This is a genomic window from Leminorella richardii (genome assembly GCF_900478135.1).
Taxonomy (GTDB): Bacteria; Pseudomonadota; Gammaproteobacteria; order Enterobacterales; family Enterobacteriaceae; genus Leminorella; species Leminorella richardii.
On sequence record NZ_LS483470.1, the window covers coordinates 2360711 to 2387316 of the forward strand.

Below are 26606 nucleotides of genomic sequence, written 5' to 3' on the forward strand. Positions count from 1 at the left end.
ACTGTGCAAAACGCACTATGCTTACTTTAACGATTTCCGTTTTTCCCACACGGCCAGCCCGTGCTGCATATTTGGCTTAGTTCTTGCTTATTTTTACCTGTTCCTATTTAAGGTGACGCAGAGTGAATGCACGACAACAGAATAAGGAGAAGATATGTGTTCTATATTTGGTGTACTCGATATTAAATCCGATCCGGTAGAGCTGCGTAAGAAGGCGCTGGAGATGTCCCGCCTGATGCGTCATCGGGGGCCGGACTGGTCCGGCATTTACGCAACAGACCGCGCTATTTTAGCTCACGAGCGCCTGTCCATTGTTGACGTCAACAACGGCGCTCAGCCGCTGTACAACGCAGCACACACCCATATTCTGGCCGTTAATGGCGAAATCTATAACCATCAGGAACTGCGTCGCCAGCTCAAGGATAAGTACGAATTTCAAACTGACTCTGACTGCGAAGTCATTCTGGCGCTCTATCAGGAAAAGGGGGTCGACTTTCTTGACGAGCTTCAGGGCATGTTTGCCTTTATTCTTTATGACAGCGTGCACAACCGCTACCTGCTCAGCCGCGATCATATCGGTATTATTCCTATGTACACTGGTCATGACGAACACGGTAACTTCTATGTCGCCTCAGAAATGAAAGCGCTGGTGCCAGTCTGCAAAACCCTGAAAGAGTTTCCTCCCGGAAGCTATCTGTGCAGTGACGATAATCAAGTACATCGCTATTACCAGCGCGACTGGATGTCCTATGACAGCGTTAAGGACAGCGAAACTGACGCCTATGCGCTGCGTAACGCGCTGGAAGAGTCGGTAAAAAGCCACCTGATGTCGGATGTCCCTTACGGCGTGCTGCTTTCCGGCGGCCTTGATTCTTCCGTCGTCTCCGCCATCACTAAAAAATACGCGGCTCGGCGTATTGAAGACGATGAGCGCAGCGAAGCCTGGTGGCCACAGCTTCACTCTTTCGCCGTAGGCTTAAAGGGCTCTCCCGATCTAGCTGCATCGCTGGAGGTCGCTCGCCACCTGGGAACCGTACACCACGAAATTCACTTCACGGTTCAGGAAGGTCTGGACGCCATTCGCGATGTTATCTACCACATTGAAACCTATGACGTCACAACTATTCGCGCCTCAACGCCTATGTACCTAATGGCAAGGAAAATCAAAGCAATGGGAATCAAAATGGTGCTGTCAGGAGAAGGCGCTGACGAAGTATTTGGTGGATACCTCTATTTTCACAAAGCTCCTAACGCCAAAGAGTTTCATGAAGAAACCGTACGCAAGCTTTTGGCGCTGAATATGTACGACTGTGCGCGTGCCAACAAGGCCATGGCAGCCTGGGGCGTTGAAGCCAGAGTGCCGTTTCTGGATAAAAAATTCCTCGACGTCGCCATGCGCATTAATCCTAAAGATAAAATGTGCGGCAACGGCAAAATGGAGAAGTACATCATCCGCGAGAGTTTCGAGTCCTACATTCCAGCCAGTATCGCCTGGCGCCAGAAAGAACAGTTTTCTGACGGCGTAGGCTATAGCTGGATTGACTCCCTCAAAGCCGTCGCTGCCGAACAGGTAGACGACAAACAGCTGGCTAACGCCGCGTTTCGCTTCCCCTACAATACGCCGACGTCAAAAGAGGCCTATCTGTATCGGGAAATTTTTGAGGAGCTGTTCCCACTGCCCAGCGCCGCAGAATGCGTCCCCGGTGGCCCTTCTGTTGCCTGCTCATCGGCCAAGGCTATCGAGTGGGATGAGTCGTTTAAAAAGATGGATGACCCGTCAGGACGCGCCGTTGGCGTTCACCAGTCGGCCTATCGTGCATCATAATTACACTCATTAGGGCGGTAAGCACGAGTTCCACCACCACGCTTATCGCCCTTTCTTTTTATTCATCAATGCGATCAATTCGCCTTTTTTATAAGCATATCGGTTATAACCCAAGCAGTTGAACAGTCCATTCCTCGTTAAGAGAAAAAACTTGTTGACGATGATGAACGAGATACGCATAATGCGCCCCGCAACGCTGTTGAAGGTAATGCGAAAAAAGAATGGCTACGTAGCTCAGCTGGTTAGAGCACATCACTCATAATGATGGGGTCACAGGTTCAAATCCCGTCGTAGCCACCATTCGCGGGAGTGGCGAAATTGGTAGACGCACCAGATTTAGGTTCTGGCGCCGCAAGGTGTGCGAGTTCAAGTCTCGCCTCCCGCACCATTTATCTTCGACAAGTATCGTATCTTTTGGGATATCGCCAAGCGGTAAGGCAGCGGGTTTTGATCCCGCCATTCCCAGGTTCGAATCCTGGTATCCCAGCCATTTTTTTGCGTTTAGTTATCTAAACGTATTTGGATATATCTTCAGTTGGGATATCGCCAAGCGGTAAGGCAGCGGGTTTTGATCCCGCCATTCCCAGGTTCGAATCCTGGTATCCCAGCCATTCCTTCCCCACCCTTTCATTTCGTTCGTCTAATCACTCGCGATCTATCTTTTAATAGATACCGGAAGAGTCACACTGTTCCTTTATTGTACAACCGCGTTTTTTACTCTTTTTGAAGCCAACGAACGTCTTGACGAACGGGAAAGAGATACGCATAATGCGTCCCCTACGCTGTTGAAGATAAGCAGAAGTACGGCTACGTAGCTCAGCTGGTTAGAGCACATCACTCATAATGATGGGGTCACAGGTTCAAATCCCGTCGTAGCCACCATTTTTATATCTGCGGAAGTGGCGAAATTGGTAGACGCACCAGATTTAGGTTCTGGCGCCGCGAGGTGTGCGAGTTCAAGTCTCGCCTTCCGCACCATTTATCTTCAACGCGTAAGCACCTTTCTTATGGGGTATGGCCAAGCGGTAAGGCAGCGGATTCTGATTCCGCCATTCCCAGGTTCGAATCCTGGTACCCCAGCCAATTTTTCTTCTCTTCACTACATAGCTATCTCATTTAGTTATCCCAGAGATGTAAACTCGCATAATTATTCTAGATTGACCCATAAAGCCTAACAATATGATTTTAAAAGACAAAAATCCTTTGCAATACATGTTCTTTTACTAATTGCCTTCCTCAGGGTAGAATTCCATAGGAAGGTGAATTTTTATACACTTATCATTAATGGAATAACTATTATCTTATGAAGAATATTACTATTACGCTTGGTCTTATCGCGACACTCTCACTTGTCTCCGGATGTGCAAAAATGAAAGATATTGGTGCCTACACAACGGGTACCGAAGTATCTCAAAACGTAATGAATTCTTTTGTTGATGGTAAAACCAAACAAAAGGACGTCATTGCCGCTATTGGGCACCCCAATGAGAAATCGCAGTTAGGTAAAGTGGAAGTCTGGAAATACAACTACACAAAAATCAGACATGTCGGCAGTAACGTGAACGAGTCAACCGTTTTTGAATGGAACTCTAAAGGCGTACTGAAATCCCACTATAAAACCAACGGTGGCGGTGGTGCGACAGGCAATGCGCTTCTTGACGCCGCTGCGGGTCGTTAATTACCCAATACAAAAAAGCCTTACGCGAGTAAGGCTTTTTTATTGATAGCTAGAACGGTTGCCGCTAAGTACGTCAGCCTCTCGTTAATTAAATCCCCAGCGCATACTTCAGCGCCTGCGTTTTCAGGCCGCCTGAACGCTCGGCAATCATTAATGTCGCATTGCGTATCATCGCCACGGGAAGCAGATTATTGCTAAAGGCGCTGTAGAATACGTCCATGCCGGTCTGCATCAGAAGATTGTCCGGATAGCGCCGGCGCTCGTATCGCTTAAGGACGTCGTTACTGGCGCTGTTTTCTCCACGCTTCTGGGCTTCTGACAGCACGTCCAACAGCGTCTCAACGTCGCGATAGCCCAGATTAACTCCCTGCCCCGCCAAAGGATTGATCGTATGAGCGGCGTCTCCAACGAGAACTATGCCGTCTTTAACGTAGCGCTGTGCATGTCTGCGAACGAGAGGGAACGACCCAGCCCCCTTAACGTCAAAGTTACCCAGCCGTTCAGGAAACGCCTTACGGACTTCCTCGGTCAACTCACTGTGCGACATACTCTGCAGCTGGCGTATGCGTGACGGTGCGTCATACCACACCAGAGTGGCATAGCCTTCTGACAGCGGTAAAAACGCGCGCGGGCCGCTGGGATAAAATCGCTGCCAGGTAATATCCTGCTGAGGCAAGTCAGTTTTTATCAGCATCAGCATGCACCACTGGCGATACTGCCAGCCCGTCACGCCAATCCCGGCCAGTTTCCTGACCATCGAGTTCGCTCCGTCAGCGCCTATGACCAGAGGCGCATTCAGCGTTTCACCACTGTCTAACGTCAAACGCCAACTATCAGCCAGCCGAGTCATATTCGACAGCCTTGACGGACAGTAAAGATGGAGGTTTGAAGCGCTCTCAAACTGCTGCCACAGCCCTAACTGCAACAGTCGATTTTCCACCATAAAACCCAGTTCCGGCAGCGCGAGGTCTTTGGCATCAAACTCAACGTTGCTGTTATCCCACTCCCAGGTTTCCAGCCGACGATAGGGCGTTATGCGCATTGCGGCAACATTGTCCCAAGCTCGCAGCCTCTTGAGCAGGTTGACCGAGCGACAGCCAACGGCAGAAATACGAATGTCCGGCTCGCTGCCGGGTAAGAAAGGCGCCGGAGCATCATGCTCAACAACCGCCACAGAACGCCCCTGCATCGCTAAGCCAATCGCTGCCGCAGCACCAACCATACCGCCGCCAATCACGATTGCGTCGTGTGTTTTCACTGTGCTATCCATCATATTTTTGCGCCACCGTTAAACTATGATATTGCGAAGTGTACCGGAATTTTGCCCGCGCTTCAGCGACAGAGATCGTCAATCTCTGGTCAGGAGAACAACAAACCATTACAATACGCGCCCTGCACGGGAGTTCGCGTCGCCTTTGTCGATGCGGTTGCAGGAGCCTATGACAACGGGCATCACGCCTTTCACTGAGTAACAAACCGATGACGAAGAAACTGTATATTAAAACCTGGGGCTGTCAGATGAATGAGTATGACTCATCCAAGATGGCCGACCTGTTGGCAAGCACGCACGGCTATCAGCTGACGGAAGACGCGGAAGACGCGGACGTTCTTCTGCTGAATACCTGTTCGATCCGCGAAAAGGCACAGGAGAAGGTTTTTCATCAGTTAGGCCGCTGGAAAACCTTTAAAGAGGGAAAGCCGGACCTCATCATCGGCGTCGGCGGCTGTGTCGCCTCTCAAGAGGGTGAGCACATTCGCCAGCGTGCGCCTTTCGTTGACGTGATCTTTGGTCCACAGACGCTTCATCGCCTACCGGAAATGATCAATCGCGCCAGCGGCACTCGCAGCCCGGTCGTTGACGTAAGCTTCCCCGAAATTGAAAAATTTGACCGCCTTCCCGAACCCAAAGCGGACGGCCCAACGGCCTTCGTTTCCATTATGGAAGGCTGTAACAAGTACTGTACCTACTGCGTGGTTCCCTATACGCGCGGTGAAGAAGTCAGCCGCCCTAGCGATGACGTGCTGTTTGAGATTGCCCAGCTTGCCGCTCAGGGCGTTCGCGAAGTGAACCTGCTTGGCCAAAACGTTAACGCCTATCGAGGGCCCGCCTATGACGGCGGCATCTGCACGTTTGCCGAGCTGTTGCGCCTGGTCGCCAGCATTGACGGTATTGACCGCGTGCGCTTCACCACCAGCCACCCGATTGAATTTACTGACGATATTATCGAAGTGTATAAAGACACGCCTGAGCTGGTCAGCTTCCTGCACCTGCCGGTACAAAGCGGCTCCGATCGCGTGCTCAACCTGATGGGTCGAACCCACACGGCTCTGGAATACAAGTCGATTATCCGCAAGCTGCGCGCTGCGCGCCCAGATATTCAAATCAGTTCGGACTTTATCGTCGGTTTCCCCGGTGAAACCACGCAAGACTTCGAACAAACCATGAAGCTCATCGCAGACGTCAATTTCGATATGAGCTATAGCTTTATCTTCTCCGCCCGCCCCGGCACACCGGCAGCCGACATGGTGGACGACGTCAGCGAAGAAGAGAAAAAGCAGCGTCTCTACATTCTTCAAGAGCGCATCAACCAGCAGGCCATGCAGTACAGCCGCCACATGATGGGCACCGTTCAGCGCATTCTGGTTGAAGGAACGTCGCGTAAAAACGTGATGGAGCTTTCCGGGCGCACGGAAAACAACCGAGTCGTCAACTTTGAAGGAACGCCGGACATGGTTGGCGGTTTTGTCGACGTCGAAATTGTTGATGTCTATACCAACTCTCTGCGTGGCAAAGTCGTCAGAACGGAAGCGGAAATGGGGCTGCGGGTTCAGGAATCACCGCAGGCGGTTATGGCCAGAACCCGCAAAGAAGACGAACTGGGCGTTGGTCACTATAAGCCTTAACCCTGTGCCTCAGTGCCGAAGCCTATGAATAATGGCGACTGTTTACCTATACTCAGAAGAGAGACGCGCCATCCGGCGCGGTCTTTCTCACTACGACGAGGTCCAATTTGAAGATTGATACTCAGGAAGTCGTGCTGGAACCTTCTGATAACGAGCGCCTACAGAGCCTGTGCGGCCCGTTTGACGATAACATCAAGCAGCTTGAACGCCGCCTCGGCATTGAAATTAGCCACCGAAACAACCACTTTAAGCTGGTCGGAAAAGCCTCCTGCGTCAGCGTCGCCAAAGACATCCTGCTCAACCTTTACGTCGACACGGCGCCAGTGCGCGGCCTAATTACCGATATAGAACCTGACCAGATCCATCTGGCGATTAAAGAATCCGGCGTGCTGGAGCAAATTGCCGAATCGGTTCCCGACTACGGCAAAGCGGTTATCATCAAGACCAAGCGCGGGATGATCAAGCCTCGCACGCCCAATCAGGCACAGTACATAGCCAACATTCTCGATCACGACATTACCTTTGGTATCGGCCCCGCCGGGACCGGCAAAACCTATCTGGCGGTTGCCGCTGCGGTAGACGCGCTAGAGCGTCAGGAAATTCGCCGCATTCTGCTCACCCGCCCTGCCGTTGAAGCCGGGGAAAAGCTCGGCTTTCTGCCGGGAGATCTGAGCCAAAAGGTTGATCCTTATCTGCGCCCGCTCTATGACGCGCTGTTTGAAATGCTTGGCTTTGAGCGGGTTGAGAAACTGATTGAGCGCAACGTTATTGAAGTCGCCCCGCTGGCCTATATGCGCGGTCGCACTCTTAACGACGCTTTTATCATTCTGGACGAAAGCCAGAACACTACTATCGAACAAATGAAGATGTTTCTGACCCGCATCGGCTTTAACTCCCGTGCAGTGATCACCGGGGACGTCACGCAAATAGACCTGCCGCGCAACCAGAAGTCCGGCCTGCGCCACGCCGTTGAAGTGCTCTCCAACGTTGAAGAAATCAGCTTCAACTTTTTCCACAGCGAAGACGTTGTCCGACACCCGGTCGTTGCCCGTATCGTAACGGCCTACGAAGTGTGGGAAAACGAAGAGCAAAAGCGTAAAGACGCGCTGGCGCAACAGCGGAAAAGCGAACACCCATCCATTTCTAACGCGGGCTCCGAATAAATCAAGGACACTATGGAACACGTTATTTTAGACCTGCAGATTGCCTGTGAAAATCAGCAGGCGCTGCCAAGTGAAGAAGACATTCAGCGCTGGCTGGACGCCGCGGTACTGCCCTTTCAGGCCGATGCCGAAGTCACCGTTCGTCTGGTGGATATTGAGGAAAGCCACACCCTTAACCACACCTATCGCGGTATGGACAAGCCGACCAACGTGCTGTCGTTTCCCTTTGAAGCGCCGCCTGGCCTAGAGATGCCGCTGCTGGGCGATTTGGTCATCTGCCGTCAGGTTGTTGAAAAAGAAGCGGAAGAGCAAAACAAAATTTTAGCTGCACACTGGGCTCACATGGTTGTCCACGGTAGCCTCCATCTGTTAGGGTATGATCACATCAACGATGACGATGCGCAGGAAATGGAGTCTTTAGAGACTGAGATTATGCAAGAACTGGGGTATTCCGACCCCTATGCCTCAGAAAAAGACTAATTTTAACCAACTAATTGATATTGCATGAGCGACGATCACTCTCAAAATAATGAAGGCCCTGCCCCCAAAAAGGGCTTCTTTTCTCTTATTCTCGGCCAGCTGTTTCACGGTGAGCCCAAAAACCGTGGCGATCTGGTTGAGCTAATCCGCGATTCAGAGCAAAACGATCTGATTGACCCGGACACCCGCGACATGCTTGAAGGCGTGATGGATATTGCCGAGCAGCGCGTGCGCGATATTATGATCCCGCGTTCTCAGATGATCACACTAAAAGTGAACCAGCCGCTGGAGGAGTGCCTTGACGTCATTATCGAGTCCGCACACTCCCGTTTCCCGGTCATCAGTGAAGACAAGGATCATATCGAAGGTATCCTGATGGCAAAGGATCTGCTGCCGTTTATGAACAAAGGCGCAGAGACGTTCAGCATTGATAAAGTGCTACGCCCTGCCGTCGTTGTTCCTGAGAGCAAGCGGGTTGACCGCATGCTGAAAGAGTTCCGCTCACAGCGCTACCACATGGCGATCGTTATCGACGAATTCGGCGGCGTATCGGGTCTGGTAACCATTGAAGACATTCTGGAGCTTATCGTCGGCGAAATTGAAGACGAATACGACGACGTGGAGGACAGAGACGTGCGCCAGCTTAGCCGCCATACCTTTACTGTTCGCGCGCTGACGCCTATCGAAGATTTTAACGATGCCTTCTCCACCAGCTTTAGCGATGACGAAGTAGACACCATTGGCGGCCTAGTCATGCAGGCGCTGGGCCACCTCCCTTCCAGAGGTGAAATCGTCACTATTGACGGCTACCAGTTTAAAGTTGCCATGGCCGACAGCAGGCGCATTATTCAGGTCCACGTCACTATTCCCAATGAAGCCCCGCAGCCCTATTTGGAAGACTAATTAGCGAATGACTCTTACCTCTATACTGGACCGCCGCCCGATTCGCCTCGGGCTGGCGCTGGCCTTTGGCGCCATTGGAACGCTGGCGTTTTCACCGTTTAACCTGTGGCCGGCGTCCCTAATCTCCCTCTCTGCCCTGCTGGCATTGACCTTAAACCGAACGCCTAAAGCGGCCATGGGGGTAGGATTCTTTTGGGGACTTGGTCTGTTTGGCAGCGGCGTTAACTGGGTCTACGTCAGTATCGATCAGTTTGGCGGTCTCCCGGTTCCCATCAGCATGGGCCTGGTGCTGCTTTTGGCCTCTTATCTGTCTCTTTACCCTATGCTGTTCACCGGGCTCTTAGCCCGATTTTGGCCAAAGGCGGACGCCTGGCGGCTGGTTCTGGTCGCACCCGCGCTGTGGCAGGTCACTGAGTTTTTACGCGGCTGGGTATTTACCGGTTTTCCGTGGCTACAGTTTGGCTACAGCCAAATTGACGGGCCGCTTAAGGGTATCGCTCCGCTGTTTGGCGTTAACGCCATTACGTTTATTCTGATGGCCGTCAGCGGCCTGCTGGTTTTAGCGACTGTGCGCCACCGCGTACTTCCTGCCGTTTTAGCCGTCGCTCTGGTGCTTCTCGCCTGGCCGCTGCAAAAGCTTCAGTGGTTTACCGAGCAGCCCGAACGCACCGCAGACGTCGCACTGGTACAGGGCAACATCGCTCAGTCGTTAAAATGGCAGCCAGACCACCTTCTGCCGACGCTGGAAGCTTACGTCAATGAATCAGAGCCGTACGTTGGCAAATCCCGCTTGGTCATCTGGCCGGAAGCGGCTATTCCTGACGTTGAAATGCGACAGGCTTCTTTCCTTAAGTCTCTGGATGAAGGCTATCGCCAAAAGCACACTTCACTGATTACCGGCATTATTGACTACCGCATCAAGCAGAACGGCGACGGCGGCAACTACTACAACACACTGATCGTGCTCGGTAACCAAAAGCCCTACCAGTACGAAGGCGGCAATCGTTACAACAAGCACCACTTGGTGATCTTTGGCGAGTATGTACCCTTTGAATCTTTCCTTCGCCCGCTGGCCGCGTTTTTCGATTTACCCATGTCCTCCATCAGCTCTGGCGAATACCGACAGTCACCTATTGAGGCCAACGGCTACAAGATTGCCAGCGCCATCTGCTATGAAGTGATCCTCGGCGAGCAGGTCAGAGTCAACTGGACGCCTGACACCGACTTTTTACTGACTATCTCCAACGATGCCTGGTTCGGCGACTCTCTAGGCCCCTGGCAGCACTTTGAAATGGCCCGTATGCGCGCTCTTGAGCTCGGCCGTCCGATGCTTCGCAGCACCAATAACGGTATTACAGCAGCGGTTTCAGCAAGCGGTGACATCATTGCTCAAATTCCTCAATTCAAGCGCCAAGTGCTCGAACTGCGCATCGCCCCGACAACCGGCATTACCCCCTATGCACGCTGGGGCAGCCTGCCGCTCTGGGTACTGGCGGCGGCGTTTATTGTGGCTTCACGTCTCTTCAGTCGCCGCAGCCGATAGTCCGATTAAGCCTGCTTACGACAGGGCTAGCAATACGGCTAGCCCTGTTTCATTTCTTTAGTCTTTCTCTATTCCCCCTATTCTCCCTATTCCCTATCGCTCTTTCTTCCTAAAAATTAACAGAAAAGAAACATAACTAAGAGTTGGCACAGGCCTTGCAATACATTCTAGTAGCCTGAACAAAAAGACCAAAATGTGGTTAAACCTTCAGGTTACTGAACGGAGTCGCACTCTATAAGTGCAGGAATGCACCAATAAAGAGCGAAGATGTGAAACCGTTCACTATTGGTGCAATTTGTAGGTAAATGAAGTGTTATACGTTTTACACAAATGCATCATTAAACTACATTTTAATTACATCACGGGCGGCCTGTTCGCCGACCTGTGAGCTATAAAACACAGCAACAAACACCACACTGATAATATTGAAGGAGTAAGTCATGCAATTACGCAAGTTAGTACTGCCGCTGGTTTTAATGGGTTTGGCAAGCACTTCGCTCCATGCAGAAGAACTGGACGGCACACTGAAGAAAATCAAAGACAGCGGTGTGATCACCGTAGGTCACCGCGAGTCTTCAGTCCCTTTCTCTTACTATGACAATCAGCAAAACGTCGTGGGTTATTCACAGGACTACTCCAACCTTATCGTTGACGCCGTGAAGAAACAGCTGAACATGCCTGACCTGAAGGTTAAGCTGATCCCTGTTACTTCTCAGAACCGTATTCCTCTGCTGCAAAACGGTACCTATGACTTTGAGTGCGGCTCAACAACCAACAACGTCGAACGCCAAAAGCAAGCGGACTTCTCCAACACTCTGTTTATCGTTGGCACTCGCCTGCTGGTTAATAAGGACAGCGGCATTAAAGACTTCGCTGACCTGAAAGGTAAAAACGTCGTCGTTACTTCGGGCACCACCTCTGAAGCCCTGCTGAACAAAATGAACGACGCCGACAAGCTTGATCTTCGCATCATCAGTGCAAAAGACCACGGTGATTCATTCCGCACCGTTGAAAGCGGCCGCGCTGTTGCCTTTATGATCGACGACGCTCTGCTGGCGGGTGAAAGAGCGAAATCCAAAAAGCCCGATCAGTGGGAAATCGTCGGCAAGCCGCAGTCCTTTGAAGCCTACGGCTGTATGCTGCGCAAGGGCGACGCTCAGTTTAAAAAGCTGATGGACGACACCATTGCTCAGGCTCAAACCTCCGGTGCCGCTGAGAAGTCCTTCGACAAGTGGTTCAAGAATCCGATCCCGCCAAAGGGTCTGAACATGAACTTCGACCTGTCAGACAACATGAAAAAGCTGTTTAGCGCACCGAACGACAAAGCTCTGAACTAACGGCGGATCTACCGATACCGTCTCTGGGTTAGCGGCCCCGCCTCGCTGCGGGGCCGCTGATAAGAAGAATAAAAAAGGGCTTAGTTATGTTTGGAAACTGGCATTGGGGAATATTTCTAGAGCAGGCCCCATTCGGCGATGCGACCTATCTGGACTGGCTGTGGGCTGGCTTTCAGGTAACGATCGCACTGTCTTTCTGCGCATGGATTATTGCATTCGTTCTGGGATCGCTGTTCGGCATTTTGCGCACCGTGCCCAATCGCTTTTTATCCGCGCTTGGCACTCTCTACGTGGCACTGTTTCGCAACGTTCCGCTGATCGTACAGTTTTTTATCTGGTATCTGCTGGTTCCAGAACTGCTGCCAGCGTCTATCGGCAACTGGTTTAAGGCCGATCTCGACCCTAACATCCAGTTCTTTATCATTTCTATCTGCTGCTTGGGCGTCTTTACCGGCGCGCGCGTGTGCGAACAGGTAAGAACCGCCATTCAGGCTCTGCCCCGCGGTCAAAAAAACGCGGCGCTGGCAATGGGCCTGACGCTGCCGCAGGCCTACCGCTACGTTCTGCTGCCTAACGCCTACCGCATTGTTATTCCGCCGTTGACGTCTGAAATGCTCAACATGGTGAAGAACTCTGCTGTGGCCTCTACTATCGGCCTGATTGAGCTGTCCGCTCAGGCCAGTAAGCTGCTTGAATACTCCGGCTACGCCTATGAGTCGTTTCTGGCCGTCACCGTCGCCTATGTGCTGATTAACGCCGTTCTTATCAGAGTGATGAAGCGCGTTGAAAAGAAACTTCGTCTACCAGGCACTTTCGGAGGATAAGCCATGTACGAATTTGACTGGAGTACCATTATTCCCAATCTGCCTTATCTGTTAGAAGGCATGTGGGTAACGTTAAAAATTGCCGGTAGTGCGATTCTCGTCGGCATCGCTTGGGGAACGGCGCTGGCCATTTTCCGCCTCGCGCCGCCCAAGTTCCGCTGGATAAGCTACATTGCCGCCGCGTACGTCAACACCTTCCGCTCAGTGCCGCTGTTTATGGTGCTGCTGTGGTTCTATCTGATCGTGCCGCAGCTGCTGCAAAAGTTTTTGAACCTCTCGCCGGAGACTGACATTCGCTTTATTTCCGCCGTGGTCGCCTTCTCGCTGTTTGAAGCCGCCTACTATTCGGAAATTATTCGTGCCGGTTTGCAAAGCGTCGCCCGCGGGCAAAACTCTGCTGCGATGGCTTTGGGCATGACCCCTTGGCAGTCTATGCGTCTGGTCATTCTGCCTCAGGCGTTCAGGGCAATGACGCCTCTGCTGTTGACGCAGGCAGTCATTCTGTTTCAAGACACCTCGCTGGTTTATATTATTGGGGTGGCGGACTTCTTCCGTAGCGCAAGCAACATTGGCAAAACCTCGGGAACCGAAGTCGAGATGGTTTTATTCGCCGGTTTCGTTTACTTTGTCATTTGCCTCTCCGCTTCTCTGCTTGTTACATATATGAAGAAAAGGACAACCGTTTAATGATTTCCTTAAAGAACGTTTCTAAATGGTACGACCACTTTCAAGTGCTGTCAGACTGCTCAACTGAAGTCAAAAAAGGCGAGGTTGTCGTTGTTTGCGGCCCTTCCGGTTCAGGCAAGTCAACGCTGATAAAAACCGTGAATGGTCTTGAACCAATTCAACAGGGAACTATTACGGTTGATGGCATCGTCGTTAACGATCCGCACACCAATCTGGCTCAGCTGCGCGCTCGCGTCGGCATGGTGTTTCAGCACTTTGAGCTGTTCCCGCACTTATCGATTATTGAAAACCTGACACTGGCACAGGTTAAGGTGCTTAACCGCAGCAAGGTAGAGGCCGAACATAAAGCCATGGCGCTGCTTGAGCGCGTCGGGCTTGCCAGCCATGCCGCCAAGTTTCCGAGCCAGCTCTCCGGCGGCCAGCAGCAGCGTGTCGCCATTGCCCGCGCGCTGTGTATGGATCCTATCGCTATGCTGTTTGATGAACCGACTTCGGCTCTTGACCCAGAAATGATCAACGAAGTGCTCGACGTCATGGTTGAACTGGCCTACGAAGGCATGACCATGATGGTTGTCACGCACGAAATGGGTTTTGCCAAAAAAGTAGCGCACCGCATCCTGTTTATGGATGAAGGCAAAATTGTTGAAGACACCAAGAAAGAAGAGTTTTTTGATAATCCACAGTCTGAACGAGCAAAAGACTTTCTGGCGAAAATTCTACACTAGTCTCCTAAGGCGCCCTCAGAGGCGCCTTTTTCTTTCAGGTTTTTCCACGCTTTTCCGCTCTGTCCTGTTCCCTGTGCCGCTAATGTCAAAAGTAAAACAGCCAATAAACGAAGCGCATCAAAATCCGATGACCTCTTTTCCGACAAATAATTACCTCAAAGCGCATTTCCATCGCTTTTGAGTATTGTTGAGCGGGATGCTTATCGCTATCCTATACGGATCTGTGTATCGCAAACGAATACCGTCGCGATGGCGTAGCCGATAGCCAATCGACGGTTTGATAAAATATAAGGACGACGCGTCGCCATGCAAGAGCATTACCGCCCGGAAGATATTGAATCTCACGTACAAACTCACTGGCAAGAAAAGAAAACCTTTCAGGTCACCGAAGATCCGACCAAAGAAAAGTACTACTGCCTCTCCATGCTCCCTTATCCTTCAGGGCGACTTCACATGGGCCACGTGCGTAACTATACGATTGGCGACGTTATCTCCCGCTACCAGCGCATGCTCGGCAAAAACGTGCTTCAGCCTATTGGCTGGGACGCCTTCGGCCTGCCGGCAGAAGGCGCTGCGGTTAAGAACAATACCGCTCCCGCGCCCTGGACTTACGAAAACATCGACTACATGAAGAACCAGCTCAAGCTGCTGGGATTCGGCTACGACTGGAGCCGAGAGTTCTCAACCTGCGATCCTGACTACTATCGCTGGGAGCAGTGGTTCTTCACCAAGCTGTATGAAAAAGGCATGGTTTACAAGAAAACCTCCGCAGTGAACTGGTGCCCGAACGATCAGACCGTTCTGGCTAACGAACAGGTTATTGACGGCTGCTGCTGGCGCTGCGATACCCCTATCGAGCGCAAAGAGATCCCGCAGTGGTTTATTAAAATCACCGCCTATGCCGACCAGCTGCTTAACGATCTGGATACGCTGGAGAGCTGGCCTGAGCAGGTTAAGACCATGCAGCGCAACTGGATTGGCCGCTCTGAAGGGGTTGAAATTACCTTTGCTGTCGACGGCAGCGATGACACCCTGTCCATCTATACCACCCGCCCGGATACCTTTATGGGGGTCTCTTACGTAGCGATCGCCGCGGGTCACCCTCTTGCCGCTCGCGCAGCGCAGAACAACCCAACGCTGAGCAGCTTTATCGACGAGTGCCGCAATACCAAAGTTGCCGAAGCCGACATGGCGACCATGGAGAAAAAAGGCGTTGCCACTGGCCTGTTCGCTGTTCACCCGCTGAGCGGCGAGAAACTGCCGGTCTGGGTCGCCAACTTTGTTCTGATGGACTACGGCACCGGTGCCGTCATGGCGGTACCTGGTCACGACCAGCGCGACTGGGAGTTTGCCACCAAATACAGTCTGCCGCTTAAGCCGGTTATCTTGACCGCTGACGGCGCAGCTCCCGATCTTTCCGAGAGCGCCAGCACCGAAAAAGGCGTGCTGTTTAATTCTGGTGAATTCGACGGCCTCGACTTTGATGCTGCCTTTAACGCCATTGTTGAACGTCTGGTTGCCATGGGCATTGGCGAGCGCAAGGTCAACTATCGCCTGCGCGACTGGGGTGTTTCCCGTCAGCGCTACTGGGGCGCACCAATCCCAATGGTTACCCTGCAGGACGGTACCGTGGTGCCTACGCCGGAAGACCAGCTGCCGGTTATCCTCCCGGAAGACGTCACGATGGACGGTATCACCAGCCCCATTAAAGCCGATCCTAACTGGGCAAAAACCACCTATCAGGGCCAGCCTGCACTGCGTGAAACAGATACCTTTGATACCTTTATGGAATCTTCCTGGTACTACGCTCGCTACACTTGCCCACAGTACGACAAAGGCATGCTGGATCCGGCAGCAGCGAACTACTGGCTGCCGGTAGATCAGTATGTTGGCGGTATCGAACACGCCATCATGCACCTGATGTACTTCCGCTTCTTCCACAAGCTGATGCGCGATGCAGGCCTAGTCAATTCCGACGAGCCCGCTAAACGCCTGTTGTGCCAAGGCATGGTGCTGGCTGACGCGTTTTACTACACCTCTGCCACCAACGAACGCATTTGGGTTTCGCCAAAAGACGTTACCGTTGAGCGCGACGACAAGCAGCGCATCGTTAAAGCCTTTGATAAAGACGGCCGTGAGCTGATCTACAGCGGAATGACCAAGATGTCGAAGTCTAAAAACAACGGCATCGATCCGCAGGACATCGTCGAGAAATACGGCGCCGATACCGTTCGTCTGTTCATGATGTTCGCCTCTCCGGCAGAAATGACGCTGGAATGGCAAGAGTCTGGCGTCGAAGGTGCCAACCGCTTTATCAAACGCGTCTGGCGTCTGGCGTATGATCACATTGCCAAAGGCCCGGTGGACGCGCTAGACGTCAACAGCCTGAACGAAGAGCAAAAAGCGCTGCGTCGCGAACTGCATAAGACCATTGCGAAAGTGACTGACGATATTGGCCGCCGTCAAATCTTCAACACTGCCATCGCTGCGGTGATGGAGCTGATGAACAAGCTGACCCGCGCCCCACAGGAAAGCGCACAGGATCGCGCCCTGATGCAGGAAGCGCTGTTAGCCGTGGCTCGTCTGCTTTATCCGTTTACACCACACGTCAGCTTTACTCTGTGGAGCGAGCTGGGCGGTGAAGGCGATATCGACGTGGCTCCGTGGCCGGTCGCCGATCAAAGCGCTATGGTTGAAGACGCCAAACTGGTGGTCGTTCAGGTTAACGGCAAAGTGCGTGCCCGCATTACCGTCCCTGCCGACATCAGTGAGGACGACGTTAAAGCTGCCGCTCTGGCCGATCCTATGGTAACGAAGCATCTGGACGGCGTTACGATCCGTAAGGCCATTTACGTGCCCGGAAAACTGTTAAACCTGGTAGCGGGTTAATCTAAGGAACGACTATGCGACATCCTATTCTCGCTCTTCTGCTGTCTGCCGCCGTGCTGGTCACGGCCGGATGCGGATTTAACCTGCGCGGTACCACCAGCGTACCGCAGGGTTTACAAACTCTCTTGATGGAGGGCGGCGATCCCTATGGCCCAATGTCCCGCGCAGTGCGCAGCGAGCTGCGTCAAAGCGGCGTTACCATTGTGGATGATAAAACCCGTAAAGACCTACCGGTTCTTCGCCTAGGCGGTGTAGGTTCTAACAAAGAGACGGTCTCTATTTTTCAGACCGGCTCTACCGCTGAGTACCAAATAGTGATGTCTGCCAGCGCTCAGGTCATTATCCCTGGAGAAGGCATTTACCGCATCAACGCGAAAGTCTTCCGCTCTTTCTTCGATAACCCTTTAACCGCACTGGCCAAGGATAACGAAGAAGAAATGATCTATCAGGAGATGCGGGAACAGCTAGCCCAACAGCTGGTACGCAAGCTGGCAACTGTTCAATCGACCGTCAAAGACCAGAGCGATGACGAAGCGCTGGCCGAAGGCGCCGTACCGGCTCAATGATAAAAGTGTATCCTGAACAGCTCGCAGCGCAGCTCCATGAGGGGCTGCGCTCTTGCTATCAGCTGTACGGCAATGAGCCGCTGCTGCTGGAAGAGAGTCAGGATGCCGTGCGTCGGGCTGCCGCTCAGGTCGGATTTAGCGAAACCTTTACCTATGAGATTAACGTTCAAACAGACTGGGACGACATGTTTACTGAATGTCAGTCTCTCAGCCTGTTTTCCAGCCGCAAGATTTTCATTCTGTCCCTGCCTGAAACTGGCGTCAACGCCGCCATTGGCGAGCGCCTGATCGCACTGAGCGGCCTACTCAACGTCGACGTTCTGCTTATCCTTCGCGGCCCGAAGCCGACAAAGGCGCAAGAGAACGCCGCCTGGTTTAAAACGCTGGGAGAACACAGCGTTCTCGTTAGCTGTCAAACGCCTGAACAGGCTCAGCTACCGCGCTGGGTAGCACAGCGGGCGAAAATGCATCAGCTAACTATCGATGAAGCAGCCGTACAGCTACTCTGTTACTGCTATGAAGGAAACCTGCTGGCGCTGTCTCAGGCGCTTGAAAGACTTTCCCTTCTGTTCCCTGACGGCAAGCTGACGCTGCCGCGCGTGGAGCAAGCCGTCAACGATGCCGCCCACTTTACGCCCTATCACTGGGTAGACGCCGTTCTGGCTGGGAAAATCAAACGTGCCTATCACGTTTTGCACCAGCTCAGGCTGGAAGACGTCGAGGCGCTGATCCTGATTCGAACTCTGCAAAGAGAGCTGCTTCAGCTGCTTCACTTGCAGAGAAAAATGCAGGATACCCCCCCTCAGAGCGCTGTTCGATCGGCAGAAGATATGGCAAAATCGGCGCCCTTTGATAACTCAGGCGCTACAGCGTCTGAATGCAGCTCAGCTGGCGCAGGCCATTTCTCTGCTGACCCAGATAGAGCTCACCGTAAAACAGGACTTTGGTCAGTCCGTCTGGGACGAGCTTGAAAGCCTGATGATGCTGCTGTGCGGCAAACCCTTACCCGAGGCGGATTAAACATGTCTGACAGGACTGATAGTCAAGAGGCGATCCACGCCCTGTTTGGGGGAACGTTCGATCCCATTCACTACGGTCACCTTAAGCCGGTTGAGGCGTTAGCCAAAGAGGTCGATCTGCAACATATTACGCTGTTGCCAAACCACGTTCCGCCTCATCGCCCTCAGCCAGAAGCCAACGCCCAGCAGCGCCTAAAGATGGTAGAGCTCGCCGTTGAGGGAAATCCGCTGTTCTCTGTGGATGAAAGAGAACTTCACCGCACAGCGCCCTCTTACACTATTGATACACTGGAAGAGATCCGTCGCGAAAAGGGCGCTCGACTGCCGCTGGCGTTTATTATCGGTCAGGACTCGCTGCTAACGCTGCACTACTGGCACCGCTGGCAGTCTCTGTTGGACTACTGCCACCTGCTGGTCTGCGCCCGTCCCGGCTATGCCAGTCGACTTGACACGCCGGAGCTTGAACGCTGGCTGGAAAACCACCGTACTGCTAACGTCAGCGACCTCAAGCAGCAGGCTCACGGTCTTATCTATCTTGCCCACACGCCGCTACTCGACATTTCAGCGACTGACATTCGGCTGAGAAAGCACAGAGGCCAGAGCCTCGACGATATGCTTCCCCCGTCAGTGCAGGCCTATATTGAGCAACAGGGCTTGTACATGTAAAACCGGAATCATGCTATGATTCCAGCAACACAATACCGAGTTTAAGCGCATCTCGTCAGATGTGGGGGTACACGCCTACCGCATTGACGATCTTTTTTTGCGCAGCCTCTACTGACGGCTGCCTTATGAATATATGACTTAAACATTTATTTAAATGAACGACTGGGACATTTTGGGGGAACCTTTGCAAGGCCGCGAGCTCCAATCATTTGTTATCGATAAAATCGAAGACGTAAAGGGTCAGGACATTGTGACTATCGACGTCAGCGCCATCTCCAGCATTACTGACTGCATGATCGTCTGTACCGGAACGTCGAGTAAACATGTGCAAACCATTGCCGACCGCGTTTTTCAGGCGGCTCGTCAGGCAGGTTTAGACCCGCTAGGCGTTGAAGGCGCCGCTGACGGCGACTGGATTGTCGTTGACCTTGACGACGTCATGGTGCACGTCTTGCAGGAAGAAAGCCGCAAGATATACGAGCTGGAAAAACTCTGGAGCTAACGGGTGAAGCTACAGCTTATCGCCGTCGGCACCAGAATGCCCGATTGGGTGCAAACCGCGTTTGACGACTATCAGCGCCGATTCCCTAAAGACATGCCGTTTGAGCTGGTAGAGATACCCGCAGGAAAGCGCGGTAAAAATGCGGACATTAAGCGTATTCTTGATAAAGAAGGCGAGCTGATGCTGGCCGCTGTCGGCAAGGGTAACCGTATTGTCACGCTGGATATCCCAGGTAAGCCCTGGGATACGCCGCAGCTGTCTCAGCAGTTAACCCAGTGGAAGCTGGACGGGCGTGACGTCAGTCTGCTTATCGGCGGTCCAGAAGGATTGGCGACAGCCTGTAAACAGGCTGCGGAACAAAGCTGGTCGCTGTCTCCGCTGACACTACCGCACCCGCTGGTGAGAATTGTGGTCGCTGAAAGCCTTTATCGCGCATGGAGCATTACCGCGAATCACCCGTATCATCGCGAATAATCATTGTGAATAGCCATTTGAATAATGTAGTTTTTGGATGAAAAAAGAACCTAACGCCTTCCGTGATCACACGGCTGAATCAGCACTTTTTCTACGTCGAGCCCTGATCGCGATCGTCATCGTTTTTATCCTTATCGCTATTCTCATCGCCAACCTGTATACCATCCAGATTGAGCGCTTCGAAGATTACCGCACTCGTTCCAACGATAACCGCATCAAACTGGTGCCTATCGCCCCCTCTCGCGGCCTGATTTATGACCGTAACGGTACTGTGCTAGCGGAAAACCGCACTATCTATCAGCTCGAGCTGGTGCCTGAAAAAATCAATAATCTAAAAGGCGTCATGGAACAGCTTCGCCCTATCGTCAATCTCGACGATGAGGACATTGCCAACTTTCAGAAAGAGCGTAAAAACTCACGGCGCTTCACGCCTATTGCCCTGAAAACCAAGCTGACTGAGCTGCAAATTGCCCGCTTCGCCGTCAATCAGCACCGCTTTCCCGGTATTGAAATTAAGGGCTATCAGCGTCGCTACTATCCCTACGGCTCGGCCCTTACTCACGTCGTCGGTTATGTGTCTAAAATCAACACGCAAGACTTAGAGCGTCTGGCAGCCAGTGACAAGCTACAGGACTACTCAGCGACCCACGATATCGGCAAACAGGGCATTGAAAAATATTACGAAGACGTGCTGCACGGCAAACCAGGCTATGAAGAAGTTGAGGTCAACAGCCGCGGCCGCGTTATTCGTCAGCTCAGCGAAAAACCGCCTCAGGCGGGTAAAGACATTTACCTGACTATCGATCTGAGCCTTCAGCAGTATATTGAAGAATTACTCGGCAGCCGGAGAGCGGCGGTCGTTGTTAGCGATCCCCGCGACGGCGGCATTCTCGCTATGGTTTCAAGCCCCAGCTACGATCCAAACCTGTTCGTCGACGGCATCAGCTACGCAGACTACCAAGCCCTGCTTAACGATCCTAACCGCCCGCTTATCAACAGAACCACGCAGGGGACTTATCCCCCTGCGTCAACAGTGAAGCCCTATATCGCTGTTGCTGCGCTGTCTTCAGGAGTAATCACCAAGAAAACGACGCTCTTCGACCCCGGCTGGTGGCAGTTACCCAATACTGACAAACGCTATCGCGACTGGAAGCGTTCTGGTCACGGCCAGCTAGACGTAACGCGTTCGCTGGAAGAGTCCGCCGATACCTTTTTCTATCAGGTTGCCTATGATATGGGCATTGATCGCCTTTCATCCTGGATGAAGAAGTTTGGTTACGGTGAATACAGCGGCATCGACATTGCTGAAGAGTACCCCGGCGTGATGCCAACCCGTGAATGGAAGATGAAACGGCATAAGAAGCAGTGGTATCAAGGGGACACCATTCCCGTTGGGATAGGTCAAGGCTACTGGACCGCCACGCCGATTCAAATGTCCAAATCGCTGGTTACGCTGATTAACGACGGTCTGGTTAAAACACCTCATCTACTGTTGGGTACTAAGGTTAACGGCAAGCTGGAACCCTACCAGCAGACGGAAAACACTCATATTGGCGATATTCACTCTGGCTATTGGGAAATTGCTAAAGACGGTATGTACGGCGTTGTTAGCCGTCCTAACGGTACCGCACGGCGCATATTCGCCGGCACTCCCTACAAGGCGGCAGGTAAATCCGGTACAGCGCAGGTCTTTGGCCTGAAGAAAAACGAAGTTTACAACGCGAAAAGAATTTCTGAACACCTGCGCGATCACGCATTGTTTATTGGCTATGCCCCTTATGAAAATCCTAAGGTGGCCGTATCGATGATTCTGGAAAACGGCGGAGGCGGAGGCGGTAACGCAGGACCTATCGTGCGCCGCGTTCTCGACCACATATTGCTGAACGACCAGAATACCGCGCTGCCCGAATTAACGTCGTTGCCGCATGAAGGCGATTGAGAACAGTCATACAGGTAATCAATGAGCGATAATAAGAAGCCGTCGTTTTGGACCAAAATCCATATCGACCCGATCCTGACCTTTTTTGTGCTGACCCTTTTAGCCTACAGCTTCTTTGTCCTGTGGAGCGCCAGCGGTCAGGATCCAGAAATGATGCAGCGCAAGATCAGCCAAACCGTGCTGGGGCTCACCGTGATGCTAGTAATGGCGCAAATTCCGCCGCGCATCTACGAAAACTGGGCGCCCTATCTCTATATTTTCTGCGTGATTTTACTCATTCTGGTAGACGTATTCGGGCAAATCAGTAAAGGCGCTCAGCGCTGGCTGGATCTGGGGTTTGTTCGCTTTCAGCCTTCTGAAATTGCAAAAATCGCCGTGCCGCTGATGGTCGCCCGCTACATAAACCGAGACTCTTGTCCCCCCTCGTTAAAGAATACCGGTATCGCTTTGGTGCTGATCTTTTTCCCCACTCTTTTGGTGGCTGCCCAGCCTGACTTGGGAACGGCCATTCTGGTAGCGGCTTCAGGGCTATTCATTCTGTTTCTTGCCGGCATGAGCTGGCGACTGATTCTCATCGCCGCGCTGGCCCTCGCTGCATTTATCCCGATACTCTGGTTTTTCCTGATGCACGACTACCAGCGTGGGCGAGTGATGATGCTGCTTGACCCGGAAAGCGATCCGCTAGGCGCGGGCTATCACATTATTCAGTCGAAGATTGCTATCGGCTCTGGCGGCCTGTGGGGCAAGGGATGGCTGCACGGCACGCAGTCACAGCTCGAGTTTTTACCGGAGCGCCATACTGACTTTATTTTCGCCGTGCTGGCTGAAGAACTGGGGCTGGTTGGCGTTTTGGTGCTGCTGGCGCTTTATCTTTGCGTCATTATCAGAGGCTTTATGCTGGCCGCCAACGCGCAAACCAGCTTTGGTCGAGTGCTTATCGGCGGCATTGTGATGATTTTGTGTGTGTATGTTTTTGTCAATATCGGTATGGTGAGTGGAATTTTACCCGTTGTTGGCGTACCGTTACCGTTTATCAGCTACGGCGGCTCGGCTCTTATCGTACTTATGGCAGGGCTGGGTCTTGTGATGTCGATACACACGCACAGAAAGCTGCTTTCCAAAAACGTTTAAGGGGTGTTTGATGCGTAAATCTTGGCTATGGATTGGAACAATGAGCCTGTTTCTGGCGGCCTGTCAGACAACGCCGCCCACCAGCACCCTGCCGCCGCTGCCCCAAAACGGCCCGGCCAAAGAGATCGGCGGCGCTGAGCCGCGCTACGAGCCCTACAATCAGGGCACGATGAAAGACTATAAGGTCAACGGCAATACTTATCGCATCGTGACCAACCCGGAAAACTTCAGTCAGGTCGGCCTAGCCACTTGGTACGGCAAAGAGCTTCACGGCAATAAAACCGCCCTCGGAGAAGTCTTCGACGCTAACGAACTGACTGCTGCACACCCTACTCTGCCTCTCCCCAGCTATGTTCGCGTGACGAACCTAAGCAACGGGCGTCAAATTGTCGTTCGGGTTAACGATCGCGGGCCCTTTACTAAAGGCCGCATAATCGACCTGTCCAAAGCCGCTGCCGATCGCCTGAACGTCACCAGTCAAACTAAAGTCCGCCTTGACGTTATTATTGTTTCACCGGACGGCAGTCTGTCTGGCCCCGGCACCATTGGTTCTACAGTCGTTAAACAGAGCTATGCTCTCCCCTCTCGACCTGACTTTGGCAACGCCAACGGTTTGAGCGCCCAGCAAAGTGAAAGCGTTAATCTTCCTGCGCAGCCGGACAATAGTCTCTCTATTCCAACACCACCTCCGGCTGATGCGCCAACAACCCGATTAAATGCTCCTACTCAAGGTGAGAACGTCACGCTACCCACCGCGCCAGACAGCCAGCTCTCAATTCCCGCTTCTCCTGATGCGGTTGCCGTAGTGCCTGCGCCGGTAAATGCGGATAACGCCCGTCAGGTTAGCGACAGTACTTCAGCACAGGGCTTTGTCGTTCAGGTTATGGCGACCAACGATCGCGCCAGAGCGCAAGCGCTACAGCAGAACCTCAGCAGCCAGTTGAGCGTTCCCGGTCGGATAACGGAAAGCGGCGCGTTTTATCGCGTTCAGATGGGGCCTTTCACAACGAAAGCTCAGGCTCAGTCCTTACTGCAACGCCTTTCTGACAGTGGGCATGCAAACAGTTTTATCACTACCGCCAGCGCTCGCTAGCGTGGTGTAGGCAGGGTCACATACCCTGCCTATTGCAATATTTCTAAGTCTTTTAACGCGTCTGAACAGCTCTTTGCGCTGCATCAGATGCTCTCTGGAATGTCACTTGCTATACTGTGGCCGTTTTTAACTTTTTTACGGATAATGTTGTCCCGCTTATGAAACCGATCTTTGCACACCAGAACGTTAGCCATCCGTTAATGAAAAGCCTCGCATTAAGCGCACTTATCGCCTTTAGCGGTGCCGCTGCGGCCGACCCTAACGACGTCAACCTCACTACCGTCATTCCCGCGGTTCCGCAAATTGACGCTGAGTCCTATATCCTGATGGACTACAACTCAGGAAAAGTGCTGGCAGAAATGAACGCTGACGCGCGTCGCGACCCTGCTAGCCTGACGAAAATGATGACCAGCTACGTTATCGGCCAGAGTATCAGGGCCGGAAAAATCAGTCTGGACGATCAGGTCACCATCAGCAAAGAAGCGTGGGCAACGGGTAACCCAGTCTTTAAAGGCTCTTCACTGATGTTCCTACAGGCGGGTACACAGGTTAAAGTGGCCGACCTTAATCGCGGCATTATCATTCAGTCCGGTAACGACGCCTGCGTCGCAATGGCGGAACACGTGGCCGGAAGTCAGGACGCCTTCGTCAACATCATGAACAACTACGTTCAGGCTCTGGGGCTGAAAAATACACGCTTTGAAACCGTACACGGTCTTGATGCTCCGGGTCAGTACAGCTCAGCGCGCGACATGGCCATTTTAGGTCAGGCGATCATTCGCGACGTGCCGGAAGAGTATTCTGTCTACAAAGAAAAAGAGTTCTACTTTAACAATATCAAACAGCAGAACCGTAACGGACTGCTGTGGGATACCGGGCTCAATGTTGACGGTATCAAAACCGGGCACACCTCAGCAGCAGGCTACAATCTGGTGGCTTCCGCGACAGAAGGCAACACTCGCCTGATTTCTGTCGTTATGGGTGGTCGCACCTTTAAAGGACGCGAAGCAGAAAGCAAAAAGCTGCTGACCTGGGGCTTCCGCTTCTTTGAAACCGTAACGCCGCTGGCGGCAGGCAAAGAGTTTGCCTCTGAGCCAGTTTGGTTCGGCGATACCGATCGCGTTCAGCTGGGTATCGATAAGAATGCCGCCCTCACCATCCCTCGCGGACGCTTAAACGACCTGAAGGCCAGCTATACGCTGACCGATCCGGAAATTAACGCACCGCTGACGAAGGGTCAGGTTGTCGGCACCATCAACTTCCAGCTGGACGGCAAAACCATTGAACAGCGTCCGCTGGTGGTTCTGAATGAAGTCCAGGAAGGCGGCTTCTTTGGTCGTATGGTTGACCACGTCAAGCTGATGTTCCACCGCTGGTTCGGCTAGCAATTTGATAATGTTTATCTCAAACTCGCCGCGGAATACCGCGGCGAGTTTTTTATGTAGCTTTAAAAATTTCCTGATTCAGAAAGAGAACCCCGCGCTCAGCGTTCCCACAACGCCAGCGCTTTCACGACCTGCCGCTATGGCCTTTACGCTTACACCCGCAGTAAAATTTCTGCGTTTAGCGCTCAAAGAGACTCCCGCCTTATACATATTGCGATCGTTTAGCGCAGAGGACTGTTCAATTTCCCATTCATAAATTTCCCCGTGGCTAACCGCGTTCGAGCAGCTGAGACGACGCTCATAGCCAACGTTTATACTGGGACGAATGCTCCATTCGCTAATTAGCCAGTCAGGTATTTTCGCTTCTAAACCGCTCACCAGACGCGTCTGGGTCTCGCTCACGCCATTTATGTCTAGCGCCAGTTCGCTTCCCCTTTCTCTAAAACCGTTCAGATTCAAATGGGAAACCTGTACGCCTAAACGGGGATCCAACGTTACGCCGCCCTGTGTCAGCAGCCAGCCAACGGAGGCGCGGGCGCCCAAAAGCTCTCCGCGACTATCGCCTTTAGCGGTACCGAGCCCTTCACCTAACGAGCGGGTACTTTGGTAGTCCACATAGCCGACGTTGCCCTGCAAAGCGCTATAAGGCCCCTGCTGTAAATCACTCAATGCCGCACGGACGCCAAACGTCATATAGACACTGTCTGTTTTTACATTACCACCCGCGCTGCTTATAGAGCCATATCCGTAGCCAACGCCCGCATTCGCCGAAATTCGCTCGTTGAAACGATGCGTTCCTCCAATCAATATTCCGGTCGTGTGCTCTGTGCTGCTGTTTTGCGCCTTGGAGCCGTCAGTCCCCATATAGCCGTT

The 26606-nt window shown here is 52.6% G+C and carries 22 protein-coding genes, 7 tRNA genes and 1 pseudogene; 28 read left to right on the forward strand and 2 right to left on the reverse strand.

Annotated features, from left to right (window positions below; genetic code table 11):
- Positions 1-154: 154 nt before the first annotated feature.
- From asnB to DQM29_RS10840, 9 genes are all read left to right on the forward strand, one after another.
- Positions 155-1825 (forward strand): asparagine synthase B, encoded by a 1671-nt coding sequence (gene asnB, locus DQM29_RS10800; RefSeq protein WP_111740706.1) that lies wholly within the window; start codon positions 155-157, stop codon positions 1823-1825.
- Between the two features lie 223 nt (positions 1826-2048).
- A tRNA-Met gene (locus DQM29_RS10805) sits at positions 2049-2125 on the forward strand.
- Between the two features lie 3 nt (positions 2126-2128).
- Positions 2129-2213 (forward strand) — tRNA-Leu (locus DQM29_RS10810).
- Positions 2214-2240: 27 nt separating this feature from the next.
- A tRNA-Gln gene (locus DQM29_RS10815) sits at positions 2241-2315 on the forward strand.
- 46 nt (positions 2316-2361) lie between these two features.
- Positions 2362-2436, forward strand: a tRNA-Gln gene (locus DQM29_RS10820).
- A gap of 194 nt (positions 2437-2630) precedes the next feature.
- Positions 2631-2707: transfer RNA gene (locus DQM29_RS10825), tRNA-Met, on the forward strand.
- 11 nt (positions 2708-2718) lie between these two features.
- A tRNA-Leu gene (locus DQM29_RS10830) sits at positions 2719-2803 on the forward strand.
- A 30-nt stretch (positions 2804-2833) separates the two neighbouring features.
- A tRNA-Gln gene (locus tag DQM29_RS10835) sits at positions 2834-2908 on the forward strand.
- Positions 2909-3128: 220 nt separating this feature from the next.
- Complete coding sequence (locus tag DQM29_RS10840; protein WP_145960361.1) at positions 3129-3503, forward strand: hypothetical protein; 375 nt, start codon at positions 3129-3131, stop codon at positions 3501-3503.
- An 88-nt stretch (positions 3504-3591) separates the two neighbouring features.
- On the opposite strand, the gene ubiF is transcribed toward DQM29_RS10840, so the two are convergent.
- Positions 3592-4773: a 3-demethoxyubiquinol 3-hydroxylase gene (gene ubiF / locus DQM29_RS10845; RefSeq protein ID WP_111742069.1), complete on the reverse strand. Its 1182-nt coding sequence runs from the start codon at positions 4771-4773 to the stop codon at positions 3592-3594.
- Positions 4774-4982: 209 nt separating this feature from the next.
- Between ubiF and miaB the strand changes: the two genes are divergently transcribed.
- The 19 genes and pseudogenes from miaB (at position 4983) to dacA (ending at position 25733) form a co-directional block, all read left to right on the forward strand.
- On the forward strand, positions 4983-6407 hold the full coding sequence (gene miaB / locus DQM29_RS10850; protein ID WP_111740708.1) for a tRNA (N6-isopentenyl adenosine(37)-C2)-methylthiotransferase MiaB: 1425 nt from the start codon (positions 4983-4985) through the stop codon (positions 6405-6407).
- A gap of 107 nt (positions 6408-6514) precedes the next feature.
- A complete protein-coding gene (locus DQM29_RS10855; protein ID WP_111740709.1) occupies positions 6515-7570 on the forward strand; it encodes a PhoH family protein in 1056 nt (351 codons plus the stop codon).
- Between the two features lie 12 nt (positions 7571-7582).
- Complete coding sequence (gene ybeY, locus DQM29_RS10860) at positions 7583-8050, forward strand: rRNA maturation RNase YbeY (RefSeq protein WP_111740710.1); 468 nt, start codon at positions 7583-7585, stop codon at positions 8048-8050.
- A 24-nt stretch (positions 8051-8074) separates the two neighbouring features.
- A complete protein-coding gene (gene corC, locus DQM29_RS10865; protein ID WP_111740711.1) occupies positions 8075-8953 on the forward strand; it encodes a CNNM family magnesium/cobalt transport protein CorC in 879 nt (292 codons plus the stop codon).
- Positions 8954-8960: 7 nt separating this feature from the next.
- Positions 8961-10496: an apolipoprotein N-acyltransferase gene (gene lnt, locus DQM29_RS10870; RefSeq protein ID WP_111740712.1), complete on the forward strand. Its 1536-nt coding sequence runs from the start codon at positions 8961-8963 to the stop codon at positions 10494-10496.
- Between the two features lie 440 nt (positions 10497-10936).
- Positions 10937-11833 carry a glutamate/aspartate ABC transporter substrate-binding protein gene (locus tag DQM29_RS10875; protein WP_111740713.1) on the forward strand — a complete coding sequence of 299 codons (897 nt, stop codon included), beginning with the start codon at positions 10937-10939 and terminating at the stop codon, positions 11831-11833.
- Positions 11834-11919: 86 nt separating this feature from the next.
- Positions 11920-12657, forward strand: a complete 738-nt coding sequence (locus DQM29_RS10880) for an amino acid ABC transporter permease (protein ID WP_111740714.1) — start codon at positions 11920-11922, stop codon at positions 12655-12657.
- A gap of 3 nt (positions 12658-12660) precedes the next feature.
- On the forward strand, positions 12661-13344 hold the full coding sequence (gene gltK / locus DQM29_RS10885; protein ID WP_111740715.1) for a glutamate/aspartate ABC transporter permease GltK: 684 nt from the start codon (positions 12661-12663) through the stop codon (positions 13342-13344).
- Complete coding sequence (locus DQM29_RS10890; protein WP_111740716.1) at positions 13344-14069, forward strand: amino acid ABC transporter ATP-binding protein; 726 nt, start codon at positions 13344-13346, stop codon at positions 14067-14069. Before gltK ends, DQM29_RS10890 begins: the two co-directional genes overlap by 1 nt.
- 306 nt (positions 14070-14375) lie before the next feature.
- Positions 14376-16958 (forward strand): leucine--tRNA ligase, encoded by a 2583-nt coding sequence (leuS, locus tag DQM29_RS10895; protein ID WP_111740717.1) that lies wholly within the window; start codon positions 14376-14378, stop codon positions 16956-16958.
- A 14-nt stretch (positions 16959-16972) separates the two neighbouring features.
- Positions 16973-17524, forward strand: coding sequence for an LPS assembly lipoprotein LptE (lptE, locus tag DQM29_RS10900; RefSeq protein ID WP_111740718.1), 552 nt, complete (start codon positions 16973-16975; stop codon positions 17522-17524).
- Positions 17521-18544: pseudogene (holA, locus tag DQM29_RS10905) on the forward strand (DNA polymerase III subunit delta). Before lptE ends, holA begins: the two are co-directional and overlap by 4 nt.
- 2 nt (positions 18545-18546) lie before the next feature.
- Positions 18547-19209 (forward strand): nicotinate-nucleotide adenylyltransferase, encoded by a 663-nt coding sequence (gene nadD / locus DQM29_RS10910; protein WP_111740719.1) that lies wholly within the window; start codon positions 18547-18549, stop codon positions 19207-19209.
- Between the two features lie 184 nt (positions 19210-19393).
- Positions 19394-19711, forward strand: coding sequence for a ribosome silencing factor (gene rsfS / locus DQM29_RS10915; RefSeq protein ID WP_111742070.1), 318 nt, complete (start codon positions 19394-19396; stop codon positions 19709-19711).
- Between the two features lie 3 nt (positions 19712-19714).
- Complete coding sequence (gene rlmH, locus DQM29_RS10920) at positions 19715-20185, forward strand: 23S rRNA (pseudouridine(1915)-N(3))-methyltransferase RlmH (RefSeq protein WP_111740720.1); 471 nt, start codon at positions 19715-19717, stop codon at positions 20183-20185.
- Positions 20186-20222: 37 nt separating this feature from the next.
- Positions 20223-22124: a peptidoglycan DD-transpeptidase MrdA gene (gene mrdA / locus DQM29_RS10925; protein WP_111740721.1), complete on the forward strand. Its 1902-nt coding sequence runs from the start codon at positions 20223-20225 to the stop codon at positions 22122-22124.
- 21 nt (positions 22125-22145) lie between these two features.
- A complete protein-coding gene (gene mrdB, locus DQM29_RS10930) occupies positions 22146-23255 on the forward strand; it encodes a peptidoglycan glycosyltransferase MrdB (RefSeq protein ID WP_111740722.1) in 1110 nt (369 codons plus the stop codon).
- A gap of 10 nt (positions 23256-23265) precedes the next feature.
- Positions 23266-24348 carry an endolytic peptidoglycan transglycosylase RlpA gene (gene rlpA, locus DQM29_RS10935; RefSeq protein ID WP_111740723.1) on the forward strand — a complete coding sequence of 361 codons (1083 nt, stop codon included), beginning with the start codon at positions 23266-23268 and terminating at the stop codon, positions 24346-24348.
- A 200-nt stretch (positions 24349-24548) separates the two neighbouring features.
- On the forward strand, positions 24549-25733 hold the full coding sequence (dacA, locus tag DQM29_RS10940) for a D-alanyl-D-alanine carboxypeptidase DacA (RefSeq protein WP_422385823.1): 1185 nt from the start codon (positions 24549-24551) through the stop codon (positions 25731-25733).
- 78 nt (positions 25734-25811) lie between these two features.
- Here dacA and DQM29_RS18280 read toward each other — a convergent pair whose 3' ends face one another.
- The gene (locus DQM29_RS18280) at positions 25812-26597 is read right to left on the reverse strand and encodes an autotransporter outer membrane beta-barrel domain-containing protein (protein ID WP_197708815.1); all 786 of its coding nucleotides are present in this window, start codon (positions 26595-26597) and stop codon (positions 25812-25814) included.
- Between the last annotated feature and the right edge of the window lie 9 nt (positions 26598-26606).

Bases quoted from the DNA above. Each gene is read 5' to 3' on its own strand.
- mrdA (WP_111740721.1), top strand. From the start codon at position 20,223: ATGAAAAAAGAACCTAACGCCTTCCGTGATCACACGGCTGAATCAGCA.
- DQM29_RS18280 (WP_197708815.1), bottom strand. From the start codon at position 26,597: ATGGGGACTGACGGCTCCAAGGCGCAAAACAGCAGCACAGAGCACACG.
- lnt (WP_111740712.1), top strand. From the start codon at position 8,961: ATGACTCTTACCTCTATACTGGACCGCCGCCCGATTCGCCTCGGGCTG.
- mrdB (WP_111740722.1), top strand. From the start codon at position 22,146: ATGAGCGATAATAAGAAGCCGTCGTTTTGGACCAAAATCCATATCGAC.
- DQM29_RS10880 (WP_111740714.1), top strand. From the start codon at position 11,920: ATGTTTGGAAACTGGCATTGGGGAATATTTCTAGAGCAGGCCCCATTC.
- ybeY (WP_111740710.1), top strand. From the start codon at position 7,583: ATGGAACACGTTATTTTAGACCTGCAGATTGCCTGTGAAAATCAGCAG.
- ubiF (WP_111742069.1), bottom strand. From the start codon at position 4,773: ATGGATAGCACAGTGAAAACACACGACGCAATCGTGATTGGCGGCGGT.
- nadD (WP_111740719.1), top strand. From the start codon at position 18,547: ATGTCTGACAGGACTGATAGTCAAGAGGCGATCCACGCCCTGTTTGGG.
- asnB (WP_111740706.1), top strand. From the start codon at position 155: ATGTGTTCTATATTTGGTGTACTCGATATTAAATCCGATCCGGTAGAG.
- DQM29_RS10890 (WP_111740716.1), top strand. From the start codon at position 13,344: ATGATTTCCTTAAAGAACGTTTCTAAATGGTACGACCACTTTCAAGTG.
- DQM29_RS10840 (WP_145960361.1), top strand. From the start codon at position 3,129: ATGAAGAATATTACTATTACGCTTGGTCTTATCGCGACACTCTCACTT.
- DQM29_RS10875 (WP_111740713.1), top strand. From the start codon at position 10,937: ATGCAATTACGCAAGTTAGTACTGCCGCTGGTTTTAATGGGTTTGGCA.
- gltK (WP_111740715.1), top strand. From the start codon at position 12,661: ATGTACGAATTTGACTGGAGTACCATTATTCCCAATCTGCCTTATCTG.
- miaB (WP_111740708.1), top strand. From the start codon at position 4,983: ATGACGAAGAAACTGTATATTAAAACCTGGGGCTGTCAGATGAATGAG.
- rlpA (WP_111740723.1), top strand. From the start codon at position 23,266: ATGCGTAAATCTTGGCTATGGATTGGAACAATGAGCCTGTTTCTGGCG.
- dacA (WP_422385823.1), top strand. From the start codon at position 24,549: ATGAAAAGCCTCGCATTAAGCGCACTTATCGCCTTTAGCGGTGCCGCT.
- leuS (WP_111740717.1), top strand. From the start codon at position 14,376: ATGCAAGAGCATTACCGCCCGGAAGATATTGAATCTCACGTACAAACT.
- corC (WP_111740711.1), top strand. From the start codon at position 8,075: ATGAGCGACGATCACTCTCAAAATAATGAAGGCCCTGCCCCCAAAAAG.
- lptE (WP_111740718.1), top strand. From the start codon at position 16,973: ATGCGACATCCTATTCTCGCTCTTCTGCTGTCTGCCGCCGTGCTGGTC.